The following is a 25352-nucleotide window of genomic DNA, read 5'->3' as shown; positions in this document are numbered from 1 at the left end:
TTGATGGCAAGCAAATAAAAAAGCCAGTAACTGTGGTTACTGGCTTTTTCGACAGTATCTAGTCGACGGTATGGCGCGGATTAGATTTTGAAAGAGCCCACATGGCTGTCGAGCACTTGTGACAGCTCTGCGAGTTGCTGACTGGATTGTTCAAGCTGTTCGCTGGCACTAAGGCCATGCTTCACTGAGTTGCTCACTGTGTCCATGTTCATGTTGATCTCATTGGCCACGGTAGATTGCTGCTCTGTGGCGGTTGCTACTTGTGTATTGATATCCAAAATGGTCATGACTTGGGTGGTGATTTCTTCCAGTGATTGTCGTGCCAATTGAGTTTGTGACGTGCCCTGAGCAATCAAGGTTTTACTGTTGTTCATTGAGCTCACTGCACTTTGAGCTTCGGTTTGCAGTCGATTAATCATCGCATCAATCTCATCGGTTGACTGAGCGGTTTTGGTTGCTAGATTACGTACTTCATCAGCAACAACAGCAAACCCTCGACCAGCTTCACCGGCGCGAGCGGCTTCGATAGCAGCGTTCAAAGCCAATAAGTTGGTTTGCTCAGAAATCCCTCTAATCACATCGAGAATAGAACCAATTGACTGAGTATTATCGGCCAAGCTCACGATGATATTTGACGTGCTGTTCATCTCGGTTTCCAAGTTAGTAATCGCTGTGGTCGTGCTCTCGATAGTTTTGTGGCCTTCTTGGGCTTCATTTGTTGCTGTGCTCGCAGCATTTGCGGCACCAGCAGCATTGGACGCGATTTCATTGACCGTCGCGATCATCTCGTTCATTGATGTCACAACCAGCATGGTTTGTTCGTTTTGCTCTTGTCCTCTGGCAAGTGCTTGTTGAGATTGTTGCCGAAGAGCGGTCGCTGAGTTGTTAAGTTCTGCACCAGTACTGACCACTTGAGAAATGATCTCATGGACTTTGCTGACAAAGACGTTGAATGCAGAAGAAATCTGAGCGACTTCGTCATTCCCTTTAATAGGTAGGCGAACCGTCAAGTCACCGTTCCCTTGAGAGATATCATGCAGAGCATTTTTCAGTACCGAAAGAGGTTGCATCAACTTGCCCAGCAGAAGGAAGAGCAGCGCCACACAAATCACAAAGATCACCACCATAGATGTCAACTGATACGCCACAATACCATTTGTCGCCTGACTGACTTCGGTAATAGGAATACCGATGTCAAAGGTGCCGTATAGCTTACCGTCGACATAGATTGGCGCCATAATGTCGTACACCCAGACTTGCTGTACATCCGCATACCATTTTGAGTATTGCTGCACGCCTCTCGTTGCTCCATCTACGGTATAGCTGTCTTCATAAGTTTTATTGAGCTTCTGTTTGTCACTGTGAGCAATAGCGGTGACATTGCTGTCGATCACAATTGCATAGCTAACATCAGAGCGTTGTTTCAGCTTGCTGACTAACGCTTGCAGGTCTTTAAGAGGTTGTTGTGAGTTTTCAAGAATGTAGCCTGCATTGCCAGCGAGGAATTCGGCTTGGACTTGTGATTTATGGAGTATGATCTCATCGATTTTCTGGCTGGATATGAGGTAGGTTGAGATCATGCTGGCGGCCACCGCAATGCCAAACATGATACAAACCGCGATTAGGATTATTTTCTTCATTCTGAACGTCTCTATGCAAATCTGCTTAAAAGTTTTTTCTGGAGCTTGATAGCAATAAGCAACAGTATTAATAGTTATTAGTTTGTCTGCATAAGTTGTAATAACTTTAGTAAATAGAGTTAAAACTCCAGTAGATCGTCACATTTCTGTTACTTTGGCGGCTGTGTCGCCTAATAGCTAGGTGAAACATAGAGTTAGATAGATTTTCTAGGGTCGTTGATAGACGCATATGAAAGCGTTCGTCAACAGGTAGGGGGATCTCAGAAATGGCAAAGGGCGATGCTCGCCCTTTGTATATGTTTGTATGTGCTGGGGGATTTAGAATACACCATTAGCGTTTTCGATATCACCGCCACTTAGCAGAGAATAAAGTCTCATCGAGAAGTCTAGAGCTTGAATTGAATCCCAGTGCTCAACAATTCTGCCGTCTTCGATGCGCCACGTATCAATGATATTCATGCCTTTCTCATCGTTCCCTCGGTCTTCCTTATCCAGAGTGGCATGTGAATGGAAAATCACGTAGTCACCATCCACATAGATATGTTTTACGTCGTAGGTGTAATCAGGGTAATCCTCTACGAACTCTTTCAGGAAGCCAACCAAGCCTGTCACTTTGTCAGGCAAGTTACGGTTGTGTTGTGTATAAGCGCTGTCGTTGTAGTGTTCCAGAACATAATCAAAGTTATGGTCATTCATTAAGTTCTGCACAAAATCGGTAATCAATTCGGCGTTGGCCAGCTCCTGCTCAGTCCAGTTTGGTTTCTGCAACTCTTGTAGGTCAATCGTTAAGTTGTCTGATGATTGCGCATAACTCGTTGTAGTTAATAGCAAAAGAATAGTGGATGTGATTAGTTTTAGCATGGCTCTCTCCAAGGTACTCATTGTTGTTTAGGTATACATTGATCATTATAGTAATTATTAGTAACCTACATAACAAGAAGGCACTTATACGTTCGCTAGGCACATTTTGGTAACCTACGCGGCGCTTAGAGTTTTGATAGGGGGCAAAAAATGGCTCAACAAGCTAAGGCTGAAAGACGAGTTTTTCATAACAATGAAGATTGCGCGGTGCGCAATGTGGTTTCGCAAATCGGTGACAAGTGGTCGCTCTTGATTTTGTTTGCGTTGGTGGATGGGGAAGATCGGTTCAACTCTTTAAAATCAAGGATTGAAGGCATATCTCAACGGATGCTGACTCAAACATTGAGAGATTTAGAGCGAGAGGGCTATGTGAATAGAACGGTCTACCCCGAAGTACCGGTAAAAGTAGAATACTGCTTAACGGAGATGGGACGAGAGCTAGTTAAGCCTCTTTATCAATTAGTCTCGTGGGCTGATGACCATAGGCAGGATATTGAACGTGCACGCAAAGCTTACGACGAGAGAAATGCATAGAAGAGCTGGCACCAAGGCAGGCTGTGGAATTTATGCCTTGATGCCAAATCTATTAAGCTAGAATTTCCACCAACTTTTGGCCTACACCGTGTGCACTGGTTGGGTTTTGGCCTGTAATGACACGTTTGTCGACAATGACAAGCTCTTGCCAAGGTTGAACCTTGCTAAAGCGTGCTGCACTTCGTGCTAGTGACTCTTCCAGTAAGAATGGAATATCGTTAATAGTGCCGAAGTCGATTTCTTCTTCTCGGGTGAAGCCTGTTACCGACTTAGAAGCCAATAGCTTCTCGCCATTGCTTAGTGTAATTGGAAGCAGCGCCGCAGGGCCATGACATACCGATGCTACAACACCACCATCTTCATAATGTTTAGCGGCGATCGTGGCAAAGTCTTTATTGACGGCAAGATCAGACAGCAAGCCAAAACCACCCGGATAGAAAATGGCATCGTAATCGTCACTGTTTAGCTGAGATACTGGAATCGTGTTGTTGATACGATTTAGGAAATCATCATCTGCCAAGATCTCCGCATTAACGTTATCTCCTTCGATATCTGTCCCGTATAACGGTGCTTTACCACCTTTGATCGAAGCAATATCGTATTCAATACCAGCGTTGATTAACTCTTTAAGCACGTGAGTGAGTTCTGGCGCGTATGTGCCATTTGCTTGCTCTGTGCTGCCTAGTGTGGCGTGATTAGTGACAGGTATTAGTACTTTTTTCATGATTCTATCCTTTCTCGCTGACTCATATTTTTAGTTCACCCACATACTAATTGTGAATCATTTGATTGATAATATGGGTAATCTGCAAAACATTATTGCCATATAGCAAAGGTGAGTATGGACAGTTTCGAAGGGATCAATGAGTTTGTTGCGGTAGCGGAGAGCCAAGGGTTTTCATCTGCGGCGAAGCAGCTGGGATGCAGTACGAGTCACGTTAGCCGGCAAGTCTCCCGACTTGAAGCGCGTGTTGGGGTGGCGTTGCTTGCCCGATCGACGCGTATGGTGTCATTGACGGATGCCGGGCAAATTTACTATCGCCAATGCAAAGAGCTGGTGAACGGGCTTCAGCATGCGAATGAGCAGCTTTCCTCACAGCACATTCAGCTCAGTGGTACGCTGCGAGTGAGCGCCGCAGGGGCATTTGCGGAGAATTATGTAGCGCCGGCTTTGATGGCGTTTGCAAAGAAGTACCCAGATTTGACGGTGGAACTCGATTTCAATACTCGCATGGTCAATTTCATTGAAGACGGTATCGACTTTGCTATTCGCTATGGTCGGCTTAATGACTCAGGATTAGTGGCAAGAAAATTGGCAGACAGGCCTATGGCCGCTGCTGCAAGTCGTGACTATCTCGAACAATTTGGGCAACCGACTCATCCTGAACAGTTAAAGCAACATAGCTGTATTATTGCCAACAATGATCATTGGCTGTTCGAACATGAAGGTAAACCACTAAATGCCGTCCGTGTTCATGGTCGATGGCGCAGCAATAACTCCACAGCCGTGATTGAAGCTTGTGAGCAAGGCCTCGGTATCGCGTATTTACCCAAAAGCAGCTTTAACCATGCGATTGAAGAAGGGAAACTGATTCCAGTTCTGGAACCATTTTGGGGAAAAGGATCAAGCAGTTGGATTGTGTATCAGAATCGACGGTTTTTACCTCAGAAAGCGAGAATGGCGATAGATTACTTGGTCTCTTATTTTGCCGATTGGCAAGAGTAAATACCATTAATGAATTATTTCCCGCAAAAAGAGATAGCAGTCTTTTCGAGTATAAGAATTTTTAACTCTTGCTGAGTGCAACTTTCTGTCAATGACGAATGTTTTCTGCTCGATATTCAGATGGTGTCATCCCTACCTTGTTTTTGAACAGACGTGAAAAATATTGCGGATATTCAAAACCAAGAGCGTACGCGATAGTCGCCACAGAATCCTTACTTGAAAGCAAGCGATCTTTTGATTTTTCGATTAAAGCATAATGAATCCAATCCTTGGTTGTTTTGCCAGTTTCCGCTTTCAGAGCGTCACTTAGGTATCGACTGGTCATTTTCATGCCTTGAGCTAGCTCCTCAACTTCAGGGATTGTAGCCGACTCTTGAACAACAGCTTCTAAGCGAGCCTCCAATAGCACCGAAAATCTATCGTATACAGATGTATCTGCTTCTTTGCGCATTAAAAACTGGCGGTGATAGTAACGGTTGGCATACATCAGTAGAGTGCTGATTTGTGACAAAATAAGCTCTTTGCTGAAGGCATCCAGGCTATTGCTGTTTTCAAGCTCAAGTGCATCAAACATATTTGCCATATGTCGCTCTTCCTTTGGTGAAAGGTGAAGAGCTTCATTGACAGAATAATTGAAGAACTGATATTTCCTTATCTCATCTTGTAGCTTGTGGCCACGAATGTAGTCTGGGTGAAAACAGATAGTTCGAGCTACCGCATCCACTTTAATTCCACTGGCGGATACCTCTTGATTAGGTGCAAAAAACAGCATGGTGCCATTCGAGCAGTCGTACCGCGTACGCCCATACATGAGCTCACCAGAAATGATATGTTTGAGCGATATCGAGTAGAAGCTAGTAGAAAGTGAAATATCCTCTTCGCAGTTCAATTGGTTATCATCACTGTTTGAACTTATCTTTATCACGTCAATTAGAGGGTGCTCTGGTGGGCGAAGCCCAAGGATTTCATTTTGTTCTACAATCGTATCAAAGTGGAATTTTTTCATAGTTAAACCTCATTTCGTAACGCAACTTTGGCGCCAGTCAAAGACAATAACTCACGCAAATGTCGGTTATTGCTAAAGCTACTATGCGTTAGCCTAGGCAATATCACAGTACATAAAACACCGTAATGTGTATACAAAATAACGAAAAGGGGCATCTCGGAGATTTGTATACAACTCTCGTGGTTTTGTGCACTGCTACTTCAGCAATTCCCGCCTAAGATAACGCTATCAATTACGAGACAGCTTATACGGGGTGATAACTATCATGCGAAATGAAGCAAGGTTGAATCAGTTGATTCAAGCCGTTGATGGTCAAAAAGTGCATCAAATTAGATGTGGCGAACACCGCTTTATAGACATCACCATTGTGCAAACAGAAGGTAGATTTTTTATCAGACAGTATAAGTTCAGCAAGCGTAGTTGGTATGACGCATTCATCAACGCCCCGAGCACTGATTGTCGACCAAATGGGGCGATGAAAATCGGTGATCTAGAAGTGCTCGTGAATGGCAAAGTCCCTGATGACTTAAAAATGGTGACTCCTCGAGTTAATAAAGCCTATCGAAAGTTACTAGGGCTTATTTATCCAATAATGCGTTTAACGTTTGATAAAGAGAAGCATGAAGCAACCACATTAGAGTTGATTCCTGTATTTGAAAACTAATCAATCCCATAGAGCGACAGAGACAAAAGGTATAGCGATGAATATTAAACAAGTAACATTTAAATCATTTGGTGTGGAACTCGTTGGTAATATGTACCTGCCAGAAGGGTTTGATGAGAAGAAAAAATACAAAGCAATTCTTGGTGCGAGCCCGTTCCCACAAGTCAAAGAGCAGGTGCTAGCCACTTACGGTCCAGAAATGGCAGAGCGTGGTTTTATCTTCCTTGCGTTTGATTACTTAGGCATGGGGGATTCTCCATCACTTCCTGGAGAGCACATGCAATCTCGATACATGTTTCGCTTAATCGAGAATACATGGGATGCGGTTTCTTTCTTGGGCTCGCTACCTTATGTCGATGAAATCTATGGCCTTGGTATTTGCCAAGGTGGTTCAATCATGGCGTCTTCCGCTGTGACTGACCATCGTATTAAAAAGATTGCCCTAGTATCAGGAATGATGGCTGCGGATGCCTTCCAGTGGACGGATAAAGCAATGGCTCACCAGATGATTACAGCAGCAAACGCATCGAAACAGCAAATGTTTGCAACAGGTAAGCCAGATTATGTTGCTCCATTTGGTTTGACCGACGAACAGTCGAAAGAGGAGTTTGTTGGTGAAGCAGCTTTCCCAGAAATGGCAGGCGAGACCTATGACTATTATGGCCGTGATGGCTATCGAGGTCCTGTAGCGGTCGAGAATTTCACTAACATGCATGTCGCTGATCAACCAATGCAATCATTGTTCTCTCTTTGTGAGCATTATGCCGACAAAATCGTGCAGCCAACATTAGTGGTATATGGTCAGGATGCACCAACTGCGATTTGCTCAACTGCATTTATTGAGAAACTAACTAATGAGCACGAAGTGCTAGCATTGGGCGAGTTTAGTCATGTCGATTTTTACTACAAACCAGAAGCGGTAGCATTATCAGCAAATGCTGTAGCGGATTTCTTCAATAAATAATCTGATCAAGAAAAACGCTTTAGTGTGCTTGCACTAAAGCGTTTTTGTCATGTCGCAACTCTAGGTTCATACTGACTCGTTATGTAGAAAAAGAGTTAGCAGCATGGCTAACACATAGCGCTAAGAGTCAATGGTGTTGAAAGACAAATTGGTGAACAAATCTATTGTGCCAGAATCGTTCGAGTCGATGTTCAGAGCACGTTTACTCAGTTAAGTATCAGAGCGATTCTTGATGTTGTTTTTTGTAATACTATCTACGTCGGATGCTTTGCAACATCCACCTCCTTTTAGAGGCTTGCGGGAAAACATAACGCCAATAGCGAGCATAGCCATGAAGCTCAGAAAAATCATGATTGTCAGAAATAAAGTCATAAAACTATCTCCTGTTTGCAGCTCCTAAGTCCATATTCCTCTTTTTGATTTTCTTTACAATGGTCATTTTGTAACCACTCATGATCTACTAAACACAACTCTCTGCATATCAGTCAGATACATACTATTACTGCTATATCATCCTTCAGCCTGCTATGTGCGGCTTCCAAGTGTTGACAGTTGTTCTTGTCTTAGGTGAATTGTCGAGACACGCTATACATTTATCCAATCATAGCTTTGAAGCGAGCGTGCTGTGGGGTAGGCTTTTCAGCAAATAAAGCAAGGATGAACCAAGAATGCGCGTTGATTACAAAAAACGGCTAACTCCAGTCATTCGCTATCTGGAAAAACACTTTAACCAACCTTTAAACCTGCCAGAAGTCGCCGCCTTGGCTAACTTATCGCCATATCATTTTCATCGCACGTTTAAAGCGGTACAGGGTGAGACTCTGGCTGACTACATTCGCCGCCTGAGACTAGCCGCCGCTGCTGATGACCTGTTCAAGTCTAAGCAACCAATACTCAACATTGCACTTGAGTATGGTTTTTCTTCTTCGCAGAGTCTGGCTAAGGCATTCAAGCAGCACTATGGCGTAACACCAACTGAGTTTAGAGATTGTGAAAACTATCAAGAATTTTCCAAACTGGCACGAAACAGCAAGATTGGACACACGTTGCGCAAGAATGGAAACGAAGGCGAGAGTGGCGATCCATATACTGGCTCGGAACCAACGATGTGGAGCAAGACAATGGAAATTCAAAAGTTTGAAGCAACAAAACTAGCCTATATTCGAGTTACTGGTCCTTATGGCGAAGGCTATCAGGAACCATCAAGTCGCCTTTATCAGTGGGCTGGAATGAAGGGACTGGCAGAAAACACCTGCATCTTTATTTTTCACGACAATCCGGAAATTACCCCAAATGATAAGTGCCGTACCGATATCTGCTTAATGGTGCCAGAAGACACGGAAGTACCGGGCAATATAGAACTGCAGGACTTTCCGGGTGGCGATTACGCGGTTATGCGTCAGATGATTACCAAGCCTAATCAGTACTCAAAAGCATGGGATGATCTAATGAGTAACGTGATTAATTCTGGAATGGAAAACGATGATCGACCTTGTTTCGAGCTTTACCACAGTTATGACCCAGTGACTCAACACTCCGATGTGAGCTTTTGTACTGCGATTAAGCAGTAATGGTTCAAGGTAGCGGACCCCGAAAACCGTTGATGCAAAAAGAGGGCGCAATGCCCTCTTTTAGTCAAGTACCAAGCTATTTGTGGCCAATAACTAGTGCCATCTCATCACCATCAAATAATTGTGCACCCTTTAGATCGCTGTAAGCTCGTTTAATCTCTAAGCCATGAGCATCGAGTTCCTGACTTAGAGTTTCAACAGTAAAGTGCTGAAGCCAGTTGAACACCGTCCACTCTTTGTCTTCCTGAGAGATCGCATAGAGATCCAAAGTAACCTTCTCATCCTCATATTTGAAAGAGGACTGAATGCACCAATAATCCTTGTTACTCCAGAAACCATTCATAGAGTTCTTTTCAAGATTTAGAGATTCATTTTGATTGGCAAATCTTGTTTCCGTATAAACATCGAGTGCAATCGAGCCGTTTGGAGCAAGCAGTGACTTAAATTTGCCATAAAGCTTTGAACGTTGTTTTGGGCTCAAAGCACACAGATCGCACATAACTAAGGTGATCAAATCGAACTTTCGTGAATCACTATATTCAAGATAGTTCCCATAGTTGTACTCAATATCTAGGCCTGCTTGTTCAGCCTGTTTTGTCGCATGCTTCAATGAGTTTTTGGAAAAATCTAAACCAACAACTGTGCCGATACTTTTTGCTTTAAGTCGATGAGTATAAAGCCCTGGACCACAACCAAAATCAATGACCTTGGAGGTTTCGTTTAACTTAAATTCAGAAACCAGCCATGCAACAGATTCGTCAATGAAAGGCGACGTTCTAGAGGCAAGGCTTAAAGCAGGATTTAGATGAAACTCCAGCATTTGCTTTGCTATGTGACTGTCAGTCCATAGGACATCCGCTGTATATTTTGACCAAACAGCAGGTTTAGCCGTTGCATTGTTAATTTTTTCAAACATTTTGTAATTCCGACAATGATTAAATTGCCATCCTCACAACAAACTACAGGGCCGATGTTGTCCCTAAAATGCAGTAAGGATGCGTTAAAGAAGTAATGTTTTTATTGTTAATCATTGAAAGTGCTTCCTTTTGGATGAAGTAAAAATCGCGCTGAGACTATAGCAAGTTAAGAGCGGGGTCAATTGGGGTAGCTAACAGTTTCAGAAAGCAGGGTTGGATGGGGGTATCACTCGTTTAGAGTCAACCTAGCAAAGCTACTGGCGAATTGATGCCCCAATCCTTACTAGGCAGTTCACCGATTTCAAGTTACCGGATAGTTTTCAGTTCATTCGAGTAATAAAGGTTTGTTCGTCATCCACAAAAGCGACAAAGCCACCGTGGTAGATAAACACCCGACCACGTCCCTCAACTAGGCACGCAAGCTGTGGATTTAAATCTTCATCGTTATCACGGCTTTGAAAAGTGCCAGTATCAGTGACTACGCCGTCGAGTGAAGGTAAATATCCATAAGTGCGCTTGGCTTGATCAATCAGGCTCAATTCGCTGGCTGCAGAGAAGCAAGAAGGGAGCGCACCAGCGTCTTCAATAAATAGAGGTTTCAGTTCTTCAAAGGCGGTAATCACCAGCCAGTCGATGCCATTAACATGATGGATAAACATAGAGTTTCTCGGTAATTCTGATGCGGGGATTGTATCACTATCAGGGGGAGAGCGGAGCAGAGAATTAGTGGCTTTACTTAGCCGCTACATCTTTACCCACTGTAGCTTTTGTCTGGATTTTTCTGTCCATAGACATCCAGTACAGTTGAATGGATGTCTATGAATTACACATATTAAAAACTGTTTATTACCACTCGATGTTTGAGCCATCAAATACTCGGAAGCTACCAGACCTTTCTAGTGTTAAAGACTCTGTCACATTGATGATACCTGCCACACTCTCTTGTGGAGTATAGGTTGCATCCTTACCCCCCATATTTGTTTGAACCCAACCAGGATGAACCGCTAAGGTCTTAACCCCTTGTTCTGCTAGGTTTCGTGCTGCAGAGACTAGGATCTGGTTAAGCGCAGCTTTTGATGTACGGTAGCTATACATATTGCCAGAGCTGTTGTCACCAATGCTGGCAACTCGGCTTGAGATACCAACAATAGTTTTAAGCTTGCTAGCAGCAACATTTTCTCTAAGCGTTTGGATAAGAAGGGCTGGTGCAACGGTATTAATGTTCAAAACTTCAAGCCACTTGGACTGAGTCATTTCACCAAGTGTTGCACAATCTTCACCTAAAACACCTGCATTGAGGACTAAGTGATCAATTGGGCGATCTTTTAGCTGTTTGCCAAGTTGGTTAATATCCTGCTCAGAGGTCACGTCCAACTTAAGCAGTTCAATATTATGGGTTTCAGATAAGTTAACCAACTCACTTGCCTGCTCTGGGGCACGGCAAGCAGCTAATACATTCCAACCCTTTGCAAGATATTGTTGAACAAACTCAAGGCCAAGACCGCGATTAGCCCCAGTAATCAGTACAGTAAACATAATTTATCCTCAATAGGTTCTTTGGGTAAAAGAAGCCTATTACAGAGAGCTACGATTACCTCAAGATTGCATGGATAACTGGGCGAGATTCGACATTATCAAACTCAGCTTAGCTGAGCTTATCTACTTACTCAGAAAAGTACCGGCAAAATGGATGAGCCGCTCACGCTTGAGTTCTTTTGCATTGCCACTTACGCCAGCGACTGCGACAAACTCACCATTAATATAAAGCGGGATAGCGAGACAATGAAGATCGGGCTCAGCTTGTTCCAGATCTAGGGCAAAGCCTTGCTTTTTCACTTCTGTAAGCTCTGCTTCAAGCGCGTTAGAGATCTGATTATTGAGCCGTAAATTTCGTAAAAGACCCTCATCAAAAGCTAAAAACACTTTGCCGATAGCTGATGACGTTAACCCCTCACGTTTTCCACGCGGACTGCGAATAGTGAGAAGGTTATCTTGTTCTATAGCATCTATATAGAGATATTCTTGTAAGCCGCTTTGAACCGCTAGATAGGCAGTGTTATGGGTGAGCTGGGCCATTTTCCCGATGAGTGGAGCAAAGTGCGTTCGGATAGTCTCGTCCTTTTGTTCCAAAGGTTTAGATAGCTCGCGAAAGCGCAGCCCCAAGCTATAACCTTGCTTACTTTTCATCACATAGCCAAGTGAATGAAGTGTTGCGAGCAAGCCGTGAACCGTTGTTTTGTTGATATCGACTCTGTTACTGATCTCTTGTAGAGAGAGTCCAGTTGGGTGAAGAGAAAGTACCTCAAGTATAGAGAAGGTACGCTCGATAGACTGAATGCTACGGATTTTGGTTGTCATTAGCGTCTCTATGGAACTAGGTTAGATAAATCACTAAGACTTAATATAACCCACACAGCGCATCATAAATAAGTTGGGTTGGAGAGCTGACAAAATTCGGTGGTAATTCTAGAGCAGTTCTGGCAAGGACCTTCACAGTTTGCACTTCAGTACTCATTTAATCTCGTTAATACAGGTTTTGCCCCATTCAGTGTTAGGGATACTGAACTTAGCACCACACAATTGGGCTTTCTAGCAATTAAATCAGACTTCTCTTACTCAATGCCACCTTTCTAATTTCCTCCATGAGCGCTTGAACGGCAGCATTTTCATCTTGCCCTTGGGCACACATCATCCTTAATGAGCAGGTTAAGGTTGGCAAAACAGCTTGCCGTGTGACCAACGATTTCCAATCACTAGGAAATGCTAAACCAGGTACAAGAGAAGTCCCATAGCCAGAAGATACTATCGAAAACAGTGCCGCTGTATCTGATACCGTAGTCTTAATCGCTAGCTCATGTTGATGGTGATCAAATAGGTCTTGGATGAAAATCTCACACCCCGAGGATGAAACAATAATTGGCTTACTGTCTAAGCTACTCAAATCTATATTCGATGTTTTTGCTTGCCCAAAGGGGGTTATGAAATAAAACTCATCGTCAAACAGCAGTTCACTGCATGATGGCTCCATGTTGTAGGCGATGCCAATATCGGCAATACCACTTTTGACCCAGTGCTCTACCTCTTGATCGGTTCCAGTGAATAGGTTGATTTCTACATTTGGATGGGTTTTTCTTACCGTGCTCAACACCTCGGTCAAAATGACTCTCGAAACACAGTTAATAGCAGCAATGCTCACCGTTCCCGACAAAGATGAAGAAGCTAACTTTAAAATATTATCAATTGCCTCTAGCGCTACAGTTGCAGATTCACTGGCGGTTAGCCCTGCTGCCGTAAGCGATATTCCCCTTGGGTGGCGTATGACCACTGGCGTCTCTAACGTTTTTTCCAGAGCTTTCACAGCGTGACTCACCGCTGATTGAGTAACATGAAGTTGTTCAGCAGTACGACTGATGCTGCCAGTCTCTCGCAGAGAATCTAGCGTCTTGAGCATCATTACATTGATATTAGCAGTGTTCATGTCAGTATTAATTTATATCATTTTATTCATATCAAAATGGTAATTAATCTACTCGCAAATAGAAAGACAAAATCTAAAATTTAGCCGCTTTATCACTGATCACCATCGTGTTCATAGTTAGGGCGCATTTATGAGTGGAGATGACAAATGTCGAAAACAATTTTAATCACAGGTTCAAACGGAAGAATTGGTTCTGCACTGGTAAAGCATATTGATGCTCTGTTTCCTGAATACAATTTGATTCTTGCTGATCTAAATGTGGTGGATAAACGAGGAATCAAGTTAGATGTGGGTGATCTTGCAGCTACTCGCTCAGTATTTGAAGATAATGATATTGATGCTGTGGTTCACTTAGCAGGGCTTGCTGCTCCCGACACTCCTTTTGAGCACCTACTTCCCGCTAACATTGTTGGTTCTTACAACATCTTCCAGAGTGCTTATGAAAATGGAGTTAAGCGAGTGATATACGCTAGCAGCGCTCAAACAATAGAGGGCTACCCACTTGATATTCAAGTAAAAGAAGATATGCCGACACGTCCGAAGAATTTATATGGAGTCAGCAAGGTATTTGGTGAGGGGTTAGGTGCGTATTACGCATATCAAAAAGATATCGAAGTGGTTGCGGTACGAATTGGCGCTTTTGAATATCAACAAGAGTGGAAGCAAATGAGCGCACGAGACTTAAGTGCTTGGAGCGAACCACAAGACCTGTGCTCATTACTCATTAATAGTATTGAGTCACAGTTAAACGATGAGCCTTTCATTATCGCTCACGGGATCTCAAATAACCGATTCAAAAGATTAGACATTACAGAAACCAAAAAGGCACTTGGCTATGACCCTAAATCAGATGCATTTGATGCTTGGAACATGAATTTGGCAACAGAAAGTGAGCCTCGTGTTAGTCACAAGAAGCATCAGGCAGATCAACCATTTTGGAAAGGCTTGAATACATACTCTGCAATAAAAATGTAGATACTTTGAAGTATTAAAGCACTTAGAAATGAGAAGAGTTAGGTTGAATCATCTAACTCATTCTGTCCACCAACGTTTCAGATTTCCCTGACCCCAACTAAATGTAACAGCCAAACTTCATGTTGACCAATAGCACTAAGAGGAGGTCATTATGAGACAGTTATCTTCTGGAAAATGCAGTGGCATCAAAAGGCCATTTAAGCTTGAAGAGAGCTGGCGGATCAGAACTAGGCTGGAGATTGAAAACGATCTTATGCAGCTCGCACTACTGAACCTAGCTATAGATAGCAAGTTAAGAGCGAGTGACTTACTAAAGTTACACGTTTATGATGTTTCATCGCAGGGAGTTATCTATGAAAGGGTTCAGTGTATCCAGCAAAAAACTGGAACCGATGTCCACTATGAGATTACTCCGAGAACACAGCAAAGTATTAGCCGATGGATTTTTGCAGCGTCCCTAGAGGCAAACAGCGTTCTATTCCCCAGTTGTCGACGCTCTGGACAACCTATCAGTTACTCATTTTATCGTTCAATTATTCGAGATTGGGCTGAAAAATTAGGATTGAATGCTGATTATTATGGCACTCATTCCATGCGACGTACCAAAGCTACTTTAATATATGCCAGAACGAAAAATATCAGAGCTGTACAGATCTTGCTTGGGCACTCGAAGCTAGATAACACAATTCGATACCTTGGAGTTGAGCTAGAGGACGCACTGAGGCTGTCTGAAAAAACAGACTGCTGACAGGTAGTCGCTACTATAGACTTTTCTTCTGAAAAGCCTATGTCCATTTCTGAGTCAGAAATAGCAGTACTGGATGGTGATAACAAATCTGATGACTGTCAATGAAGTTTGTGACTACAATTTTCAAAGTAGCAGAGAACTTGGTTAAGCTTAAGCTAGAATGGATTTGGGTAAGGAAATTTAAGTTGTACTAATTCAGACCTGATCTGACAGTTAGCCACTTTTCGACTTGGTACCTGTCAGATTAAGTCGTGACTAATTCAGTTGATGGCTGATGGAGTCTTTACTGGTCATTAGTCATTTTTCTATCGCCTTTTTTCGTTACTGTGCCATCTTTTGTTGTTGACGCATTATGCTCTTTTGGACTCGACTCTTTAGAGCCGTGGGAATCGTCACTCCAGGTTCGTGTAGTTTAATCAAGAGTTCCTCCAGTTGTGAGGCTGTTCTCAATGATGGCTTCAAAATGCCAGTTTCTAAACGACACAACTATGGGTTCACGATCGTTAAAACCCACGTTATGGCTTCTCCCCGTCAGCTGCCATTGACCATCAATGGGTTGTACTTCTATCAATTGAATTCTTCTGTTGTAGGCCGCTTCAATGTAATTAATAACCCTGGTGGCTCCAGGACCATCAACAGTCAACATACCCGAGTACCCAACAAATTGTCGAATCTCATTGGCAGCTGCCAGTATTTCCTCCGTTTGATCCGTTCTCCACAAGGCGGTCAATACCGATAAAATCAAACAATTTAATCCACTGCCACTATTTGGGATTTGTCTAAGATTTTCCGGTAATTCTGAGTTAGTGTACTCAGGAGTAAGCTCTCGACCGGCATATCGAACCGCGTCCTGTGGCGACAAGCCTTCTCCGTGCACAGGTTCACTCCCCCCACTTTCAAAGCGCTCATCGTCGTCACTGTCTGACTCATCAGCAATCCCTAGCTCACTGATGAGTTTAGCCACATTAGGCATTGAAATTTGGTCCGGGATATTTTTCAACTTCAAGCACAATGAGGTTTCCTCAGAAGTTAAACTGGCATTTTTATTGCTCTTTTGGTTAAATTTCTTCAAAGGTGGTGTTGCTTCTGTAGCCGACTTTCGAGGTGGTATTATAAAATCTTTGTTATCTCGCAAACATCTCTCAATATCCGCAAAGATTGGATCGAAATTGACGGGGCTAGATTCTAAAAGCTTTATCCACATATTAAACAGGTCATCAGCTGAGGTTAGTCTCTTCTTATCAGCACCTTCGCTGGCGCCTGCTCGCTCTTCTATTTCTAAGGTAAAGTGTTTTTTATCACTCGTTTTACACACCTTATGAAACCACTGTACTTTGGTGTTGTTTCTTCCTTTAATCTCCCAATGAATTTCCAGTGCAGTGCGAAAGGAGTTAAGCACTTTGCGTGACCCACTATTGATAGATAAATGGAAATCGATTCCTGGCAACAAGCAATCTAAATACTCAGGGGGCTCTAATACCACTTGTGTATCCATTTTTTTACTTACGCGCCATCCTCCAAGAATAAACGAATTAGATAAACTCTTTGAGGCTTTGCGATGGTCTTCATCCAACTCTCTTATACTCAGAGATTGTGTAGCTTCAGTCGGGGCTTGTAAATCGAGTGACCAGCGAAGGCGTCTTTTCATCGACTTAAGATTCAACTCAGGAGGTTTTTTCAGAACGCGGATATCTTTGGGAGTTATCGAACCTTCAATGGACTTTGACTCGCCTTTAATATTCATCGTCCATTTTAATTCGACGGCTTCTATTTTATCAAATTTCAAAGCTTTGATATCTTGCTTGGACAGTTCGTCAATTTTATTTTCTTGCAATGTCACATCAAACCGACTCTCTAACGGGGTACCGGACTCTAATTTAATGCAAATGACCAATTGCAAAAGTTGATCTAACTGATGGCATGAATCCATCGCCTGGGTGTAGAAAGATTTCTGAAATTCCGACAGTTTGGCACTTTTGTCTTTTTTGGTTTGCAGCTTTTCAACCACTTCATGATCAGTCATTGCCCAATAAATATTGCTCGACCAAAATCCAAGAATCTGTTCACGCATCAGTTGCAGGGATTCGTCGGAATCCAGCGTCAAAAAATCTTCAAAAAATTGCTCTGTGAGAGTTTTAAATGTGCCATAGACAATCTGATTGAGGTCTTCAGATGTCGCAGATCGTCCTAATTCTTCAGAAGGTAATGTAAGCCCAGATCTTACCCGGTCGATGAGCTTATTGAATACTATCAGCTCTTCTAAAAGCGATTGATAAGCTTTCTTATATTCTGTTTTTTTTGTAGAAAAGCGTTTTCTTAACTTTTTGCAAAGTTCAACGAGGATTTCATAAAAGTTGTTGTAAAGGTCTTCTTCTTTTGCTTTTGCTTTTGAGGGATCGTCAGACATGAGATGAATATTCCTTAAATGATTTGATTCCTGGAAACCTAATTCTGTTGTCTAATTTTGTGTTAAATAATGCGCTGATAATTGGGTTTTTAACCGAAATAGGAAGGGTCAACGACTAAATCATGCGTTGAGGAATTGCTGGCAATAGTGAATGACGTTTTGCGAAAAACTTTGTATCGGCTTTTCATTAAACGAAATTTTTGACGGCTTATCAGGTCTTTGTTAGCAATACCTATTCCATATTGCCAACAACATACTTTGGACCTTCTTGCCATGACCCACGGTTTTCCCAAATCAGTCCTGTAAGTCATAGCACTGCTCAAAAGATTATCGAGCCCTCATAACGACTTATAATCTAGAACAAAGTAAGAGTAGGAAAGGAATTTGGTGGGAAAATGCTTGTGTTGAGAGCTTCCTCCGTTCTATGAAAGCCGAAGCGCTCCAACACGAGCCGATTATGACTAGAGACCAGATGCGTCAAACGACCTTCGAGTACATAGAGGTTGATTATAATCGGACGAGAAGGCACGGTGCTCTTGGGTATCTAAGCCCAGTTCACTTTGAACAGCAAAATGTCCAGAAACGTGTTTATCGGATGGCCAAGTTAACGAGTATGAAACTTTATTCCTCTCATACAAGACAGAGAAGACGACTCGCCCTTAGTGAGTTATTGCTTCCTGTCCCAGTCAACCACCTTTCCATTTTTAAGCGTCACCTTAAAGCGCTGGGGATGCAAAGACACCGAGGAAATACGGCCACTTCGAGCTGGCTCGTATTGCAATACTTTCGTTTGGCCGTCATCTTGCAAACAATCAGCAGGCTGCCCAATCGTATCCAATAGTTGCTCTTCAGTCTGACCTTGCTGCACTTTTTAAAGTGCCTGTCCCATTTAGATCGCTCAGCACCACTTCTCAAGACGCCGCAGGTGACAGGTTTTGGACATTAGCTTGCAACCGCGATCCGCCGTGCCTGATTCATTTATGCAAGTTTTTTCGTGGAACATGTAATTCGCGACTGACCCCTAAAGCATTTTTGTCCAAAAACGTCTTAGAACGATAAGTACATCTCTGTCAGCCTAACTTTCTTTAGTAGAGATCTCTTCACATACAAAATAAAGCCGCTTAATGCGGCTTTTTTTATCCCGATAACTGTGCGCTTAGGCAATATGCGTCATGCGGTTGATTGTGAATGTCTCCACCGCGCCGTCAACAGCTGCGACGTAGTCAGCGATATGCGTGCTGGCGAGATGCTTATCCAGCGCGGCTTCTGACGTCCAGTTTTCATGGAAAACGAAATGCGCTGGGTTGTCGTTGTCTTGATGCAAATCGTAGTTAATGCAGCCATCTTCAGCGCGTGTTTTGTCGATCAACTTGATTAGTTCAGTTTTAACCAACTCAACCTGGCCTTCTTTGGCAATGATATTCGCGATAATCGTTAACTTGCTCATTTGTTTACCTTTTCGTCAATTTTCTGATGCTTTACAGTGTCGTGATGACGTCTTCTAGAGGTAGACGTGCTTTTGGAAGGCCGTGGTTATAATCCTCACCGTCTTTGTGATAACCCAGTGCTAACGCAAAATCACACACAAAGCCTTCCAGTTCTTCTTTGAACTCTTCACCGATCAGCTCTGGGTCTACCCCTTCCATAGGTGTTGAAGCGATGCCCATGCGCGCCAACGTGTGTAGCGTGTTACCTAGTGCGATATAGGTTTGAGCTTTTGTCCAGTTACCGTTGAAACCTGTCTCATCTGTATTGAGTTCCGCAAAGCCGAACGCACCGTTTAACATGTCATTGTATCGCTCTGCTGGCAGGTGGCCTGAGGTCACTTCTGCATCGACCACTTTTTTGTAGTTGTCTTTGGTAAAGCGAGGGTTGTGAGCAAACAAAATCGTATGAGACGCTTCTTTAGCATGCGGTTGGTTGAACTGGTGCATGTTGGCAAACGTGTTGTGGAAACGTTGTTTTGCTTCGTCACTTTCAAGAACGATGAACTTCCAAGGTTGTGAGTTGATAGAAGAAGCAGATAAACGAATCGCTTCTTTAATGACTTCCATATCTTCAGCTGAGATACGCTTACTTGCGTCGTATTTTTTTGCTGTGTAACGAGTGTTTAGATCTTTGATGATTGGGTGAGTCATGTTGGCTCCTAGTTGAATTTAGATAATTGCATTAGGTCTCACGAACCGCTCGGACGATGTTGAACCCTTATTTCAAGTAAACGAACAAGCTCAAAAACTCGAAGACTTCGATATGAACAATGTCGATGGGTGTAGATTAACGATATTGAAGAAGGGGAAAAATAGCGAAAACTTCCAATCATTATGGAAATAATTGTCCATAATTAGACAGAGTGCTCGACAAGAGGTGGAGCAAGATGTGCGGACGCTTGAATGTAACGGATGATCCATTGGCAAGAGTGGTCTCCCAACTGGTAGGGATCGACTTCTTTCCTCAGATGAACCTTGACTTGAAACCGACTGAAAATGTCTCTGTGGTAGCGTTTGAAGCACAGGCGTATTGTCAGAAAGATATCAAGTGGGGAACTCGGCCTGAATGGGCTAAGCGACTGATTATTAATGCTCAGTCAGAAACGGTGGCCAGTAAGCCCACATTTCGCAACGGATTTATCCGCAGGCGTGTCATTGTGCCTTGTAACGGTTGGTATGAGTGGTGTGAGAGTGGAGGAAAAAAGAACAAGTTCTTGTTTACCAATTCAGATGGCATGCCTCTGTATATGGCCGGAATTCTGGCGGATGATGGCAATTTGGTCATCCTGACTACAAGCCCGAACACACAATGCTTACCATACCATCATCGCATGCCATTTCTTGTCCCTGATATTGGTGTTGAGCAGTGGGTAAGGGCAACACCGCAACAGGCACAAAGTTACCTTGAGTTAGGTTGGAGCGATGAACTTTTAATTACTGCGGCTTAGTGCGTCAATAACTCGCGGCCAATAGCATCGACCAATTCAAGAATGTGGATTTGCGATTCGCGGCTATATGGTGAGATACCATCGACTTGCTCAGCAAGATCTAAGTTGGTGCTGGCAATCCCCGCGAGCGTTGACCCTGTATGGCTGATCGCAAATACCTTCAAGCCTTTGCGTTTTGCATTGTGGGCCATATCCACCACAGACTGCGTTTCTCCTGACTTGCTGATCAGCATAACGGTACCACTTTCGGCGCGAGCCAATTGGTGGATATCCGTGATCACTAAGTGGGGAACATTCGCCAAGGACAGAAATCGTGAAAGGTAAGAGACACTGACAATCGAGGCACCACGGGAATAGAGGTACACCACAGGTGATTGATTTAATGAGTGAGCGATTTTTTCGATGCGTTGAATTTGGTCATCTTCTTCAATAACAGATTGCGTCTGCTTTTTCAGATCAGCGGCGAGCTTGTACCTGAGCTCAGTGTAACTGGCGTAGCCCATCTTTTTACACACACGATTGACTGAGGTCGTCGTCGTGAGTGCTTTGTTCGCAATGGTTTTCGCAGAGATCTCGGCCAGCTCACTCGCGTGGCTGATCAAGTACTCATAGATGACACGCTCAATGCCCTTAAATGTATTCATCGCATACAATTTTAGTAATGAAATTGTCATTATTAGGCGCTAACTGGCAAATATTTTCCTTGATTGCTATCACAAAAGTATCGTCATACGTGGGTTGTATCAGGAAACTGTACCTTGGTACGTGGACGCTAAATATACTTGGCGGAGTTGATAAGAATACGGTGAACAACCATGAGTAAGAAAAAACTCGTTGCAGTGACCGCTTGCCCTACCGGCATTGCACACACATTTATGGCAGCGAAAAAAATTCAGGCATGGGCTGAGAAGCAGGGCTACGAAGTCAAAGTGGAAACCCAGGGCAGTGATGGTGTTAAGAACAAGCTGACAGCGCATGATATTGCGACAGCAGACGGCGTTGTTCTGGCTGTCGATGTACCTATCATGGACATGGAACGTTTTGATAATGCCAACCCGCTGAAAGTTCGCACTCAAGAATTGATTAAGCGCGTAGATGAACTCCTGCCAACCGTCTTCCTGCGTGGTAAAGAGAAGTCTGACGCCGATATTGAAGTAGCAGAAGAAAAACGCTCCGCGTATCAGGTGGCAATCGGCCACATCATGACGGGCATCAGCTACATGTTGCCAGTGGTGGTACTTGGTGGCCTGCTAATGGCAGTCGCGAAGATCACGGGTGAATTTGTCGATATCTCCGGCACGCCAATTGAAACGCTCGATAAGCTTGGTTTTATGACCATCAAGTTTATGTACCCAATCTTTGCTGCGTATCTGGCGTATTCGATTGCGGGTAAACCGGCTCTGATTCCAGCCTTTATCGGCGGTATCATGAGTGATGAGGTCTACAAGCGCTTCTTTGACCTTGAAGGCTGGGCGCCATCGGGCTTCTTTGGCGCGATTGCGATTGGTTTCCTTGTCGGTTATCTGGTTCGTTACCTCAATGATGTAATCAAGGTGAAGTCAGAGCTGACCACGCTCAAGACTATGCTATTGGTTCCAGCCGTCACAGGTGTCGTGATGGTGCTGACCATGGAATACGTGATCAACCCATTCTTTGGCGCTTTGAACATTGCGATGATTGAACTGTTCACTCAGGCAGGCGATGCAGGTCGCGGTATCTATTCAATGGTGATTGCTGCGGGTACTGCGTTTGACCTTGGTGGCCCGATTAACAAAGCTGCTGGCTCGGTTGCACTTGGTCTGAACGGCATGGGCGAAGGCTTTGACTTAATTGCTCGCGAGCTGGGTATCGTTATTCCGCCGATTGGTGTTGGTCTGGCAGCGATTCTGGATGGCAAGTTCCGAAAACGTGTCTTTACTCCGGAAGAGCAGACGGTGGGTAAAACCTCACTGATGCTAGGTATGATCGGTATTTCAGAAGGCGCAATCCCATTCATTCTGAAGAATCCGAAGATGATTCCAATCATGATTCTGGGTTCTATCATCGGCACACAGCTCGCGGTTGTACTGGATGTATGGCAAAGCCTGCCACTACCAGCTGTATGGGGTTGGTTCCTATCTTCAGACCCAATCAGCTACACCATTTCCGTCTTCGCTGGCTCTATGTTTATCGCAGTAGCACTACTGCTGTGTACCAAGCCACAAAGCGCTAACGCCTAACACGTCACATACCAGAGGCTCTGCTCTCCAAAATTGAGCCTCTGGTAACAAGAATCAGAATTTAGATTAGAGAAACTCCCATGACTAAAGTACATGTCATTCCACATACTCACTGGGATCGTGAGTGGTATTTTACTCAGCAAGACAGTGACGTTTTAGCGACTTACAACTTCACCAAAGTGATTGAAACTTTGGAAAGTCAGGCGGATTACAGCTGCTATCACCTAGATGGTCAGTCTGCGATTGTTGAAGATTACCTGAAGGTTCTGCCGCATATGCGTGAGCGTATTGCACAGCTGGTGGCAGACAAAAAGCTATTCATTGGCCCTTGGTACACCCAGACCGATACTTACAACGTAGCGGGTGAGTCCATCATCCGTAACCTGAAATACGGCATGCACATCGCAGAAGAGTTGGGCCACAGCATGAAAGTCGGCTACCTGCCTGACACATTTGGTCATAACGCGCAAATGCCAACGCTATTCCGCGGTATGGGTATCGACAACATCGTCTTCTGGCGCGGTATTGATTATGACCAACATGTCAGCAAATCCCATTTCATGTGGCAATCTCACGGTGGCGATGAGATATACGCTTACAACCTAGTTCATGGTTACGGTGCAGCGAAGAACATCGTGCCGGATGCTGAGCATCTGGATAAGAAAATCTTCCCAATGATTGAGAAGATCAAGTCGTTGTCAGGCCTTGATGAAGTATTGATTCCATCGGGTGGCGACCAAGTCAATATCGACCCGAATTTGCCAGCCACGTTAGCGGCTGCGTCTGAGCGTTCTCCATCTGGCGATGTGTATTCTATTTCTTCGATGGAAAACTTCGTCGATTTCCTACGCCGCAATAGTGAAGGGTTTGAGACTTACTATGGTGAGTTCAAAACACCGCGCTACACACGTATTCACAAGACCATTGGTTCTGTGCGCTACGACATCAAAAAGCTTAACTTTGAGATCGAACAGTTCTTGATCAAGAAACTGGAAGTGGTGATTGCGATTGCCAAAGCACAGGGCATGACGGTGCACACAGAGCTTGTGGACTTGGCATGGAAGAAGATCCTTGAGTGCCATGCGCACGACAGCATGGGTGGTTGTAATAGCGATGCCACCAACGCTGATATCATGCATCGTCTTAAGCAGGCGGAAGAAATCTGTCATGGCTTGTACAACTTAGTTGTCAAAGAAATTGCCACCAATGCCTGTGATGATTCGGAAGTCATGATCTTCAACGGCCAGACGACGTCATTTAGCGGCATTACTCGTGTTGTTGCGTTTTCCAAGCATGAATCCATCGCGCTAAGTGATGGCGAGAAAACCCTTCGCAGTGAAGTGGTCACTCGTGAAACACTGGATGGAGGTAAAGTCATCGAAGTGACTAAAGATGGCGAAAAAGAAGTGCCTGTTCCTCCTTACTACCGATTTGAGCTCAATGTTGATGTGGCAGATCTGCCAGCAATGGGTTATCAGGTATTTCAGGTAGTGGAAACAGATTGCGATACCCAAGTGCAGGTATCTTCTGTAACTCAGATTGAAAATAGCCAACTGGCGCTTTGGTTAGAGAATGGTCAGCTTAAGCTTAAAGATAAACGTTCAGAGCGCATCATTGAGCAGCTTATCCGCTTTGAAGAGCAGGCCGATGACGGCGATTCTTATGACTTCTCACCGCTGGAAGGCGATACGCCACTGTACACCAGCGAACTAAGCTGGGTTGAATCTCATGTGGGTGAAAGCCAGCAGTCGATGATACTGAGAGCAAGTCTAGAGCTTCCGGAGAACCTAGAAGCTCGCCAGAACGGTGAAAAATCTGTTCAAGCGGAATTTATCGTTCGCCTGACGCTTACTCAAGGTAAACAATCGCTGGAAGTAGAGATCGATACGCTTAATCAGGTTGATGATCACCGTGTACGCGTTTTGATTAATTCAGATGTTCAGACCGACACATCCATCAGCACTCAGCCATTTGCGTTGATGACTCGTCCGGTGGCACCAAATGTTGATGGCTGGCGTGACAGCTTCCGCGAATGTCCGGTAGATATTGAAACCACCGATGGCGCGGTTGCGGTAGCGGCAGAGGATCGAGCTTTGATTGTTAACGGTCGTGGTTTGAAAGAGTTCCAGATCCTGAAAGGTGACACCAGTGATTTGATTGCTCTGACTTTGTTCAAGGCAACGGGCAAGCTTGGTAAAGATGACCTGTTATGGCGACCTGGCCGCGCCTCTGGCATCAATAACACCGTGGTGTACACGCCGGATGCTCAGTTACAGAAATCTATGCAGTTCAGCTTTGCTATTGCTTTGGCGGACAACGCTGAGCATCAGACAATCCGAGAGCTGGAAAGCGAATATCTTGATAGCCCATTCAGCTACCAGAAACAGTCGCTCAATAGCTTTGAGAATCGTCTCGAACGTTTTCAGGTTCGATTTGATAGCCGTGAAGCCGAGAAAAAATTCAGCCTGTTTGAACTGAACCAGCCGTTGGTTTTATCCAGCGTTGGCCATTCATTCTATCAAGACAATGCGGTCATTGTGCGCCTATTTAATGCGACGGACAGTGAACAGCAACTCGATGTCACCGCGTTCGCTCATTTCGCTGATGTTGAGCGTGTCAATCACCGAGAGCAGAGTGTCGAGCAGAATTGGATAGTCAAACCAAACAATGCCATTGACCTGCGCGTTAGTTTCAAGATTTAACAGGT

General features: G+C 44.1%; 24 protein-coding genes and 1 pseudogene. 11 read left to right on the top strand and 14 right to left on the bottom strand.

The annotated features are described in order from the left end of the window. Positions 1–80: 80 nt before the first annotated feature. Together QMA41_RS09735 and QMA41_RS09730 are read right to left on the bottom strand one after the other, a co-directional pair. A complete protein-coding gene (locus tag QMA41_RS09735; RefSeq protein WP_281629510.1) occupies positions 81–1640 on the bottom strand; it encodes a methyl-accepting chemotaxis protein in 1560 nt (519 codons plus the stop codon). Positions 1641–1958: 318 nt separating this feature from the next. Beyond that, positions 1959–2501, bottom strand: a complete 543-nt coding sequence (locus tag QMA41_RS09730; RefSeq protein ID WP_281629509.1) for a nuclear transport factor 2 family protein — start codon at positions 2499–2501, stop codon at positions 1959–1961. Between the two features lie 150 nt (positions 2502–2651). On the opposite strand from QMA41_RS09730, the gene QMA41_RS09725 reads away from it, so the two are divergent. Next, complete coding sequence (locus tag QMA41_RS09725; RefSeq protein WP_045986453.1) at positions 2652–3035, top strand: helix-turn-helix domain-containing protein; 384 nt, start codon at positions 2652–2654, stop codon at positions 3033–3035. A 52-nt stretch (positions 3036–3087) separates the two neighbouring features. Here QMA41_RS09725 and QMA41_RS09720 read toward each other — a convergent pair whose 3' ends face one another. Continuing rightward, positions 3088–3759 carry a type 1 glutamine amidotransferase domain-containing protein gene (locus QMA41_RS09720; protein WP_171351546.1) on the bottom strand — a complete coding sequence of 224 codons (672 nt, stop codon included), beginning with the start codon at positions 3757–3759 and terminating at the stop codon, positions 3088–3090. Between the two features lie 117 nt (positions 3760–3876). On the opposite strand from QMA41_RS09720, the gene QMA41_RS09715 reads away from it, so the two are divergent. Further along, the gene (locus QMA41_RS09715) at positions 3877–4761 is read left to right on the top strand and encodes a LysR family transcriptional regulator (RefSeq protein ID WP_038160342.1); all 885 of its coding nucleotides are present in this window, start codon (positions 3877–3879) and stop codon (positions 4759–4761) included. Positions 4762–4849: 88 nt separating this feature from the next. Here QMA41_RS09715 and QMA41_RS09710 read toward each other — a convergent pair whose 3' ends face one another. Then, positions 4850–5767: an AraC family transcriptional regulator gene (locus QMA41_RS09710; RefSeq protein WP_281629508.1), complete on the bottom strand. Its 918-nt coding sequence runs from the start codon at positions 5765–5767 to the stop codon at positions 4850–4852. Positions 5768–6032: 265 nt separating this feature from the next. Here QMA41_RS09710 and QMA41_RS09705 point away from each other — a divergent pair, with 265 nt between their 5' ends. From QMA41_RS09705 to QMA41_RS09695, 3 genes are all read left to right on the top strand, one after another. Beyond that, positions 6033–6431 (top strand): hypothetical protein, encoded by a 399-nt coding sequence (locus QMA41_RS09705; protein WP_171351543.1) that lies wholly within the window; start codon positions 6033–6035, stop codon positions 6429–6431. 37 nt (positions 6432–6468) lie between these two features. Continuing rightward, on the top strand, positions 6469–7395 hold the full coding sequence (locus QMA41_RS09700) for an alpha/beta hydrolase (protein ID WP_281629507.1): 927 nt from the start codon (positions 6469–6471) through the stop codon (positions 7393–7395). 668 nt (positions 7396–8063) lie between these two features. Next, on the top strand, positions 8064–8966 hold the full coding sequence (locus tag QMA41_RS09695) for a GyrI-like domain-containing protein (RefSeq protein WP_281629506.1): 903 nt from the start codon (positions 8064–8066) through the stop codon (positions 8964–8966). A 76-nt stretch (positions 8967–9042) separates the two neighbouring features. Here QMA41_RS09695 and QMA41_RS09690 read toward each other — a convergent pair whose 3' ends face one another. The 5 genes from QMA41_RS09690 to QMA41_RS09670 form a co-directional block, all read right to left on the bottom strand. Then, positions 9043–9882 (bottom strand): class I SAM-dependent methyltransferase, encoded by an 840-nt coding sequence (locus QMA41_RS09690; RefSeq protein WP_281629505.1) that lies wholly within the window; start codon positions 9880–9882, stop codon positions 9043–9045. A 321-nt stretch (positions 9883–10203) separates the two neighbouring features. Beyond that, positions 10204–10542 carry a cytosolic protein gene (locus tag QMA41_RS09685; protein WP_281629504.1) on the bottom strand — a complete coding sequence of 113 codons (339 nt, stop codon included), beginning with the start codon at positions 10540–10542 and terminating at the stop codon, positions 10204–10206. Between the two features lie 187 nt (positions 10543–10729). Next, on the bottom strand, positions 10730–11419 hold the full coding sequence (locus QMA41_RS09680) for an SDR family oxidoreductase (protein WP_281629503.1): 690 nt from the start codon (positions 11417–11419) through the stop codon (positions 10730–10732). A 123-nt stretch (positions 11420–11542) separates the two neighbouring features. Then, positions 11543–12241, bottom strand: coding sequence for an IclR family transcriptional regulator (locus QMA41_RS09675; RefSeq protein WP_281629502.1), 699 nt, complete (start codon positions 12239–12241; stop codon positions 11543–11545). A gap of 238 nt (positions 12242–12479) precedes the next feature. Then, complete coding sequence (locus QMA41_RS09670) at positions 12480–13361, bottom strand: LysR family transcriptional regulator (RefSeq protein ID WP_253817434.1); 882 nt, start codon at positions 13359–13361, stop codon at positions 12480–12482. Positions 13362–13508: 147 nt separating this feature from the next. On the opposite strand from QMA41_RS09670, the gene QMA41_RS09665 reads away from it, so the two are divergent. Together QMA41_RS09665 and QMA41_RS09660 are read left to right on the top strand one after the other, a co-directional pair. Beyond that, the gene (locus QMA41_RS09665; protein WP_171339814.1) at positions 13509–14336 is read left to right on the top strand and encodes an NAD(P)-dependent oxidoreductase; all 828 of its coding nucleotides are present in this window, start codon (positions 13509–13511) and stop codon (positions 14334–14336) included. A 151-nt stretch (positions 14337–14487) separates the two neighbouring features. Continuing rightward, on the top strand, positions 14488–15084 hold the full coding sequence (locus QMA41_RS09660) for a tyrosine-type recombinase/integrase (RefSeq protein WP_281629501.1): 597 nt from the start codon (positions 14488–14490) through the stop codon (positions 15082–15084). 412 nt (positions 15085–15496) lie between these two features. Here the strand turns inward: QMA41_RS09660 and QMA41_RS09655 are convergent, their stop codons facing one another. Next, positions 15497–17491 (bottom strand): hypothetical protein, encoded by a 1995-nt coding sequence (locus QMA41_RS09655; protein ID WP_281629500.1) that lies wholly within the window; start codon positions 17489–17491, stop codon positions 15497–15499. Positions 17492–17798: 307 nt separating this feature from the next. Between QMA41_RS09655 and QMA41_RS09650 the strand changes: the two are divergent. Then, positions 17799–18068, top strand: a pseudogene (locus tag QMA41_RS09650) (IS3 family transposase); the annotation flags it as partial. Positions 18069–18158: 90 nt separating this feature from the next. Here the strand turns inward: QMA41_RS09650 and QMA41_RS09645 are convergent. The 3 genes from QMA41_RS09645 to QMA41_RS09635 form a co-directional block, all read right to left on the bottom strand. Next, the gene (locus tag QMA41_RS09645) at positions 18159–18359 is read right to left on the bottom strand and encodes a hypothetical protein (protein WP_281629499.1); all 201 of its coding nucleotides are present in this window, start codon (positions 18357–18359) and stop codon (positions 18159–18161) included. A gap of 288 nt (positions 18360–18647) precedes the next feature. Then, positions 18648–18938 carry a putative quinol monooxygenase gene (locus QMA41_RS09640; protein WP_099608025.1) on the bottom strand — a complete coding sequence of 97 codons (291 nt, stop codon included), beginning with the start codon at positions 18936–18938 and terminating at the stop codon, positions 18648–18650. Positions 18939–18969: 31 nt separating this feature from the next. Beyond that, a complete protein-coding gene (locus tag QMA41_RS09635) occupies positions 18970–19629 on the bottom strand; it encodes a nitroreductase family protein (RefSeq protein ID WP_006961689.1) in 660 nt (219 codons plus the stop codon). A gap of 236 nt (positions 19630–19865) precedes the next feature. On the opposite strand from QMA41_RS09635, the gene QMA41_RS09630 reads away from it, so the two are divergent. Next, a complete protein-coding gene (locus QMA41_RS09630) occupies positions 19866–20426 on the top strand; it encodes an SOS response-associated peptidase family protein (protein WP_281629498.1) in 561 nt (186 codons plus the stop codon). Here QMA41_RS09630 and QMA41_RS09625 read toward each other — a convergent pair. After that, positions 20423–21070, bottom strand: coding sequence for a MurR/RpiR family transcriptional regulator (locus tag QMA41_RS09625; protein WP_171747798.1), 648 nt, complete (start codon positions 21068–21070; stop codon positions 20423–20425). The two genes, QMA41_RS09630 and QMA41_RS09625, sit on opposite strands and share 4 nt — an antisense overlap. Before the next feature lie 171 nt (positions 21071–21241). Between QMA41_RS09625 and QMA41_RS09620 the strand changes: the two genes are divergently transcribed. Both QMA41_RS09620 and QMA41_RS09615 read left to right on the top strand, forming a co-directional pair. Further along, a complete protein-coding gene (locus tag QMA41_RS09620) occupies positions 21242–22645 on the top strand; it encodes a fructose-specific PTS transporter subunit EIIC (protein ID WP_019276325.1) in 1404 nt (467 codons plus the stop codon). An 80-nt stretch (positions 22646–22725) separates the two neighbouring features. Then, positions 22726–25347, top strand: coding sequence for a glycoside hydrolase family 38 C-terminal domain-containing protein (locus tag QMA41_RS09615; RefSeq protein WP_281629497.1), 2622 nt, complete (start codon positions 22726–22728; stop codon positions 25345–25347). Positions 25348–25352 lie beyond the last annotated feature (5 nt).

Source organism: Vibrio sp. St2 (genome assembly GCF_947311885.1).
In the GTDB taxonomy this organism is placed as follows: domain Bacteria; phylum Pseudomonadota; class Gammaproteobacteria; order Enterobacterales; family Vibrionaceae; genus Vibrio; species Vibrio coralliilyticus.
This window is presented reverse-complemented; position numbering and strand designations above follow the sequence as displayed.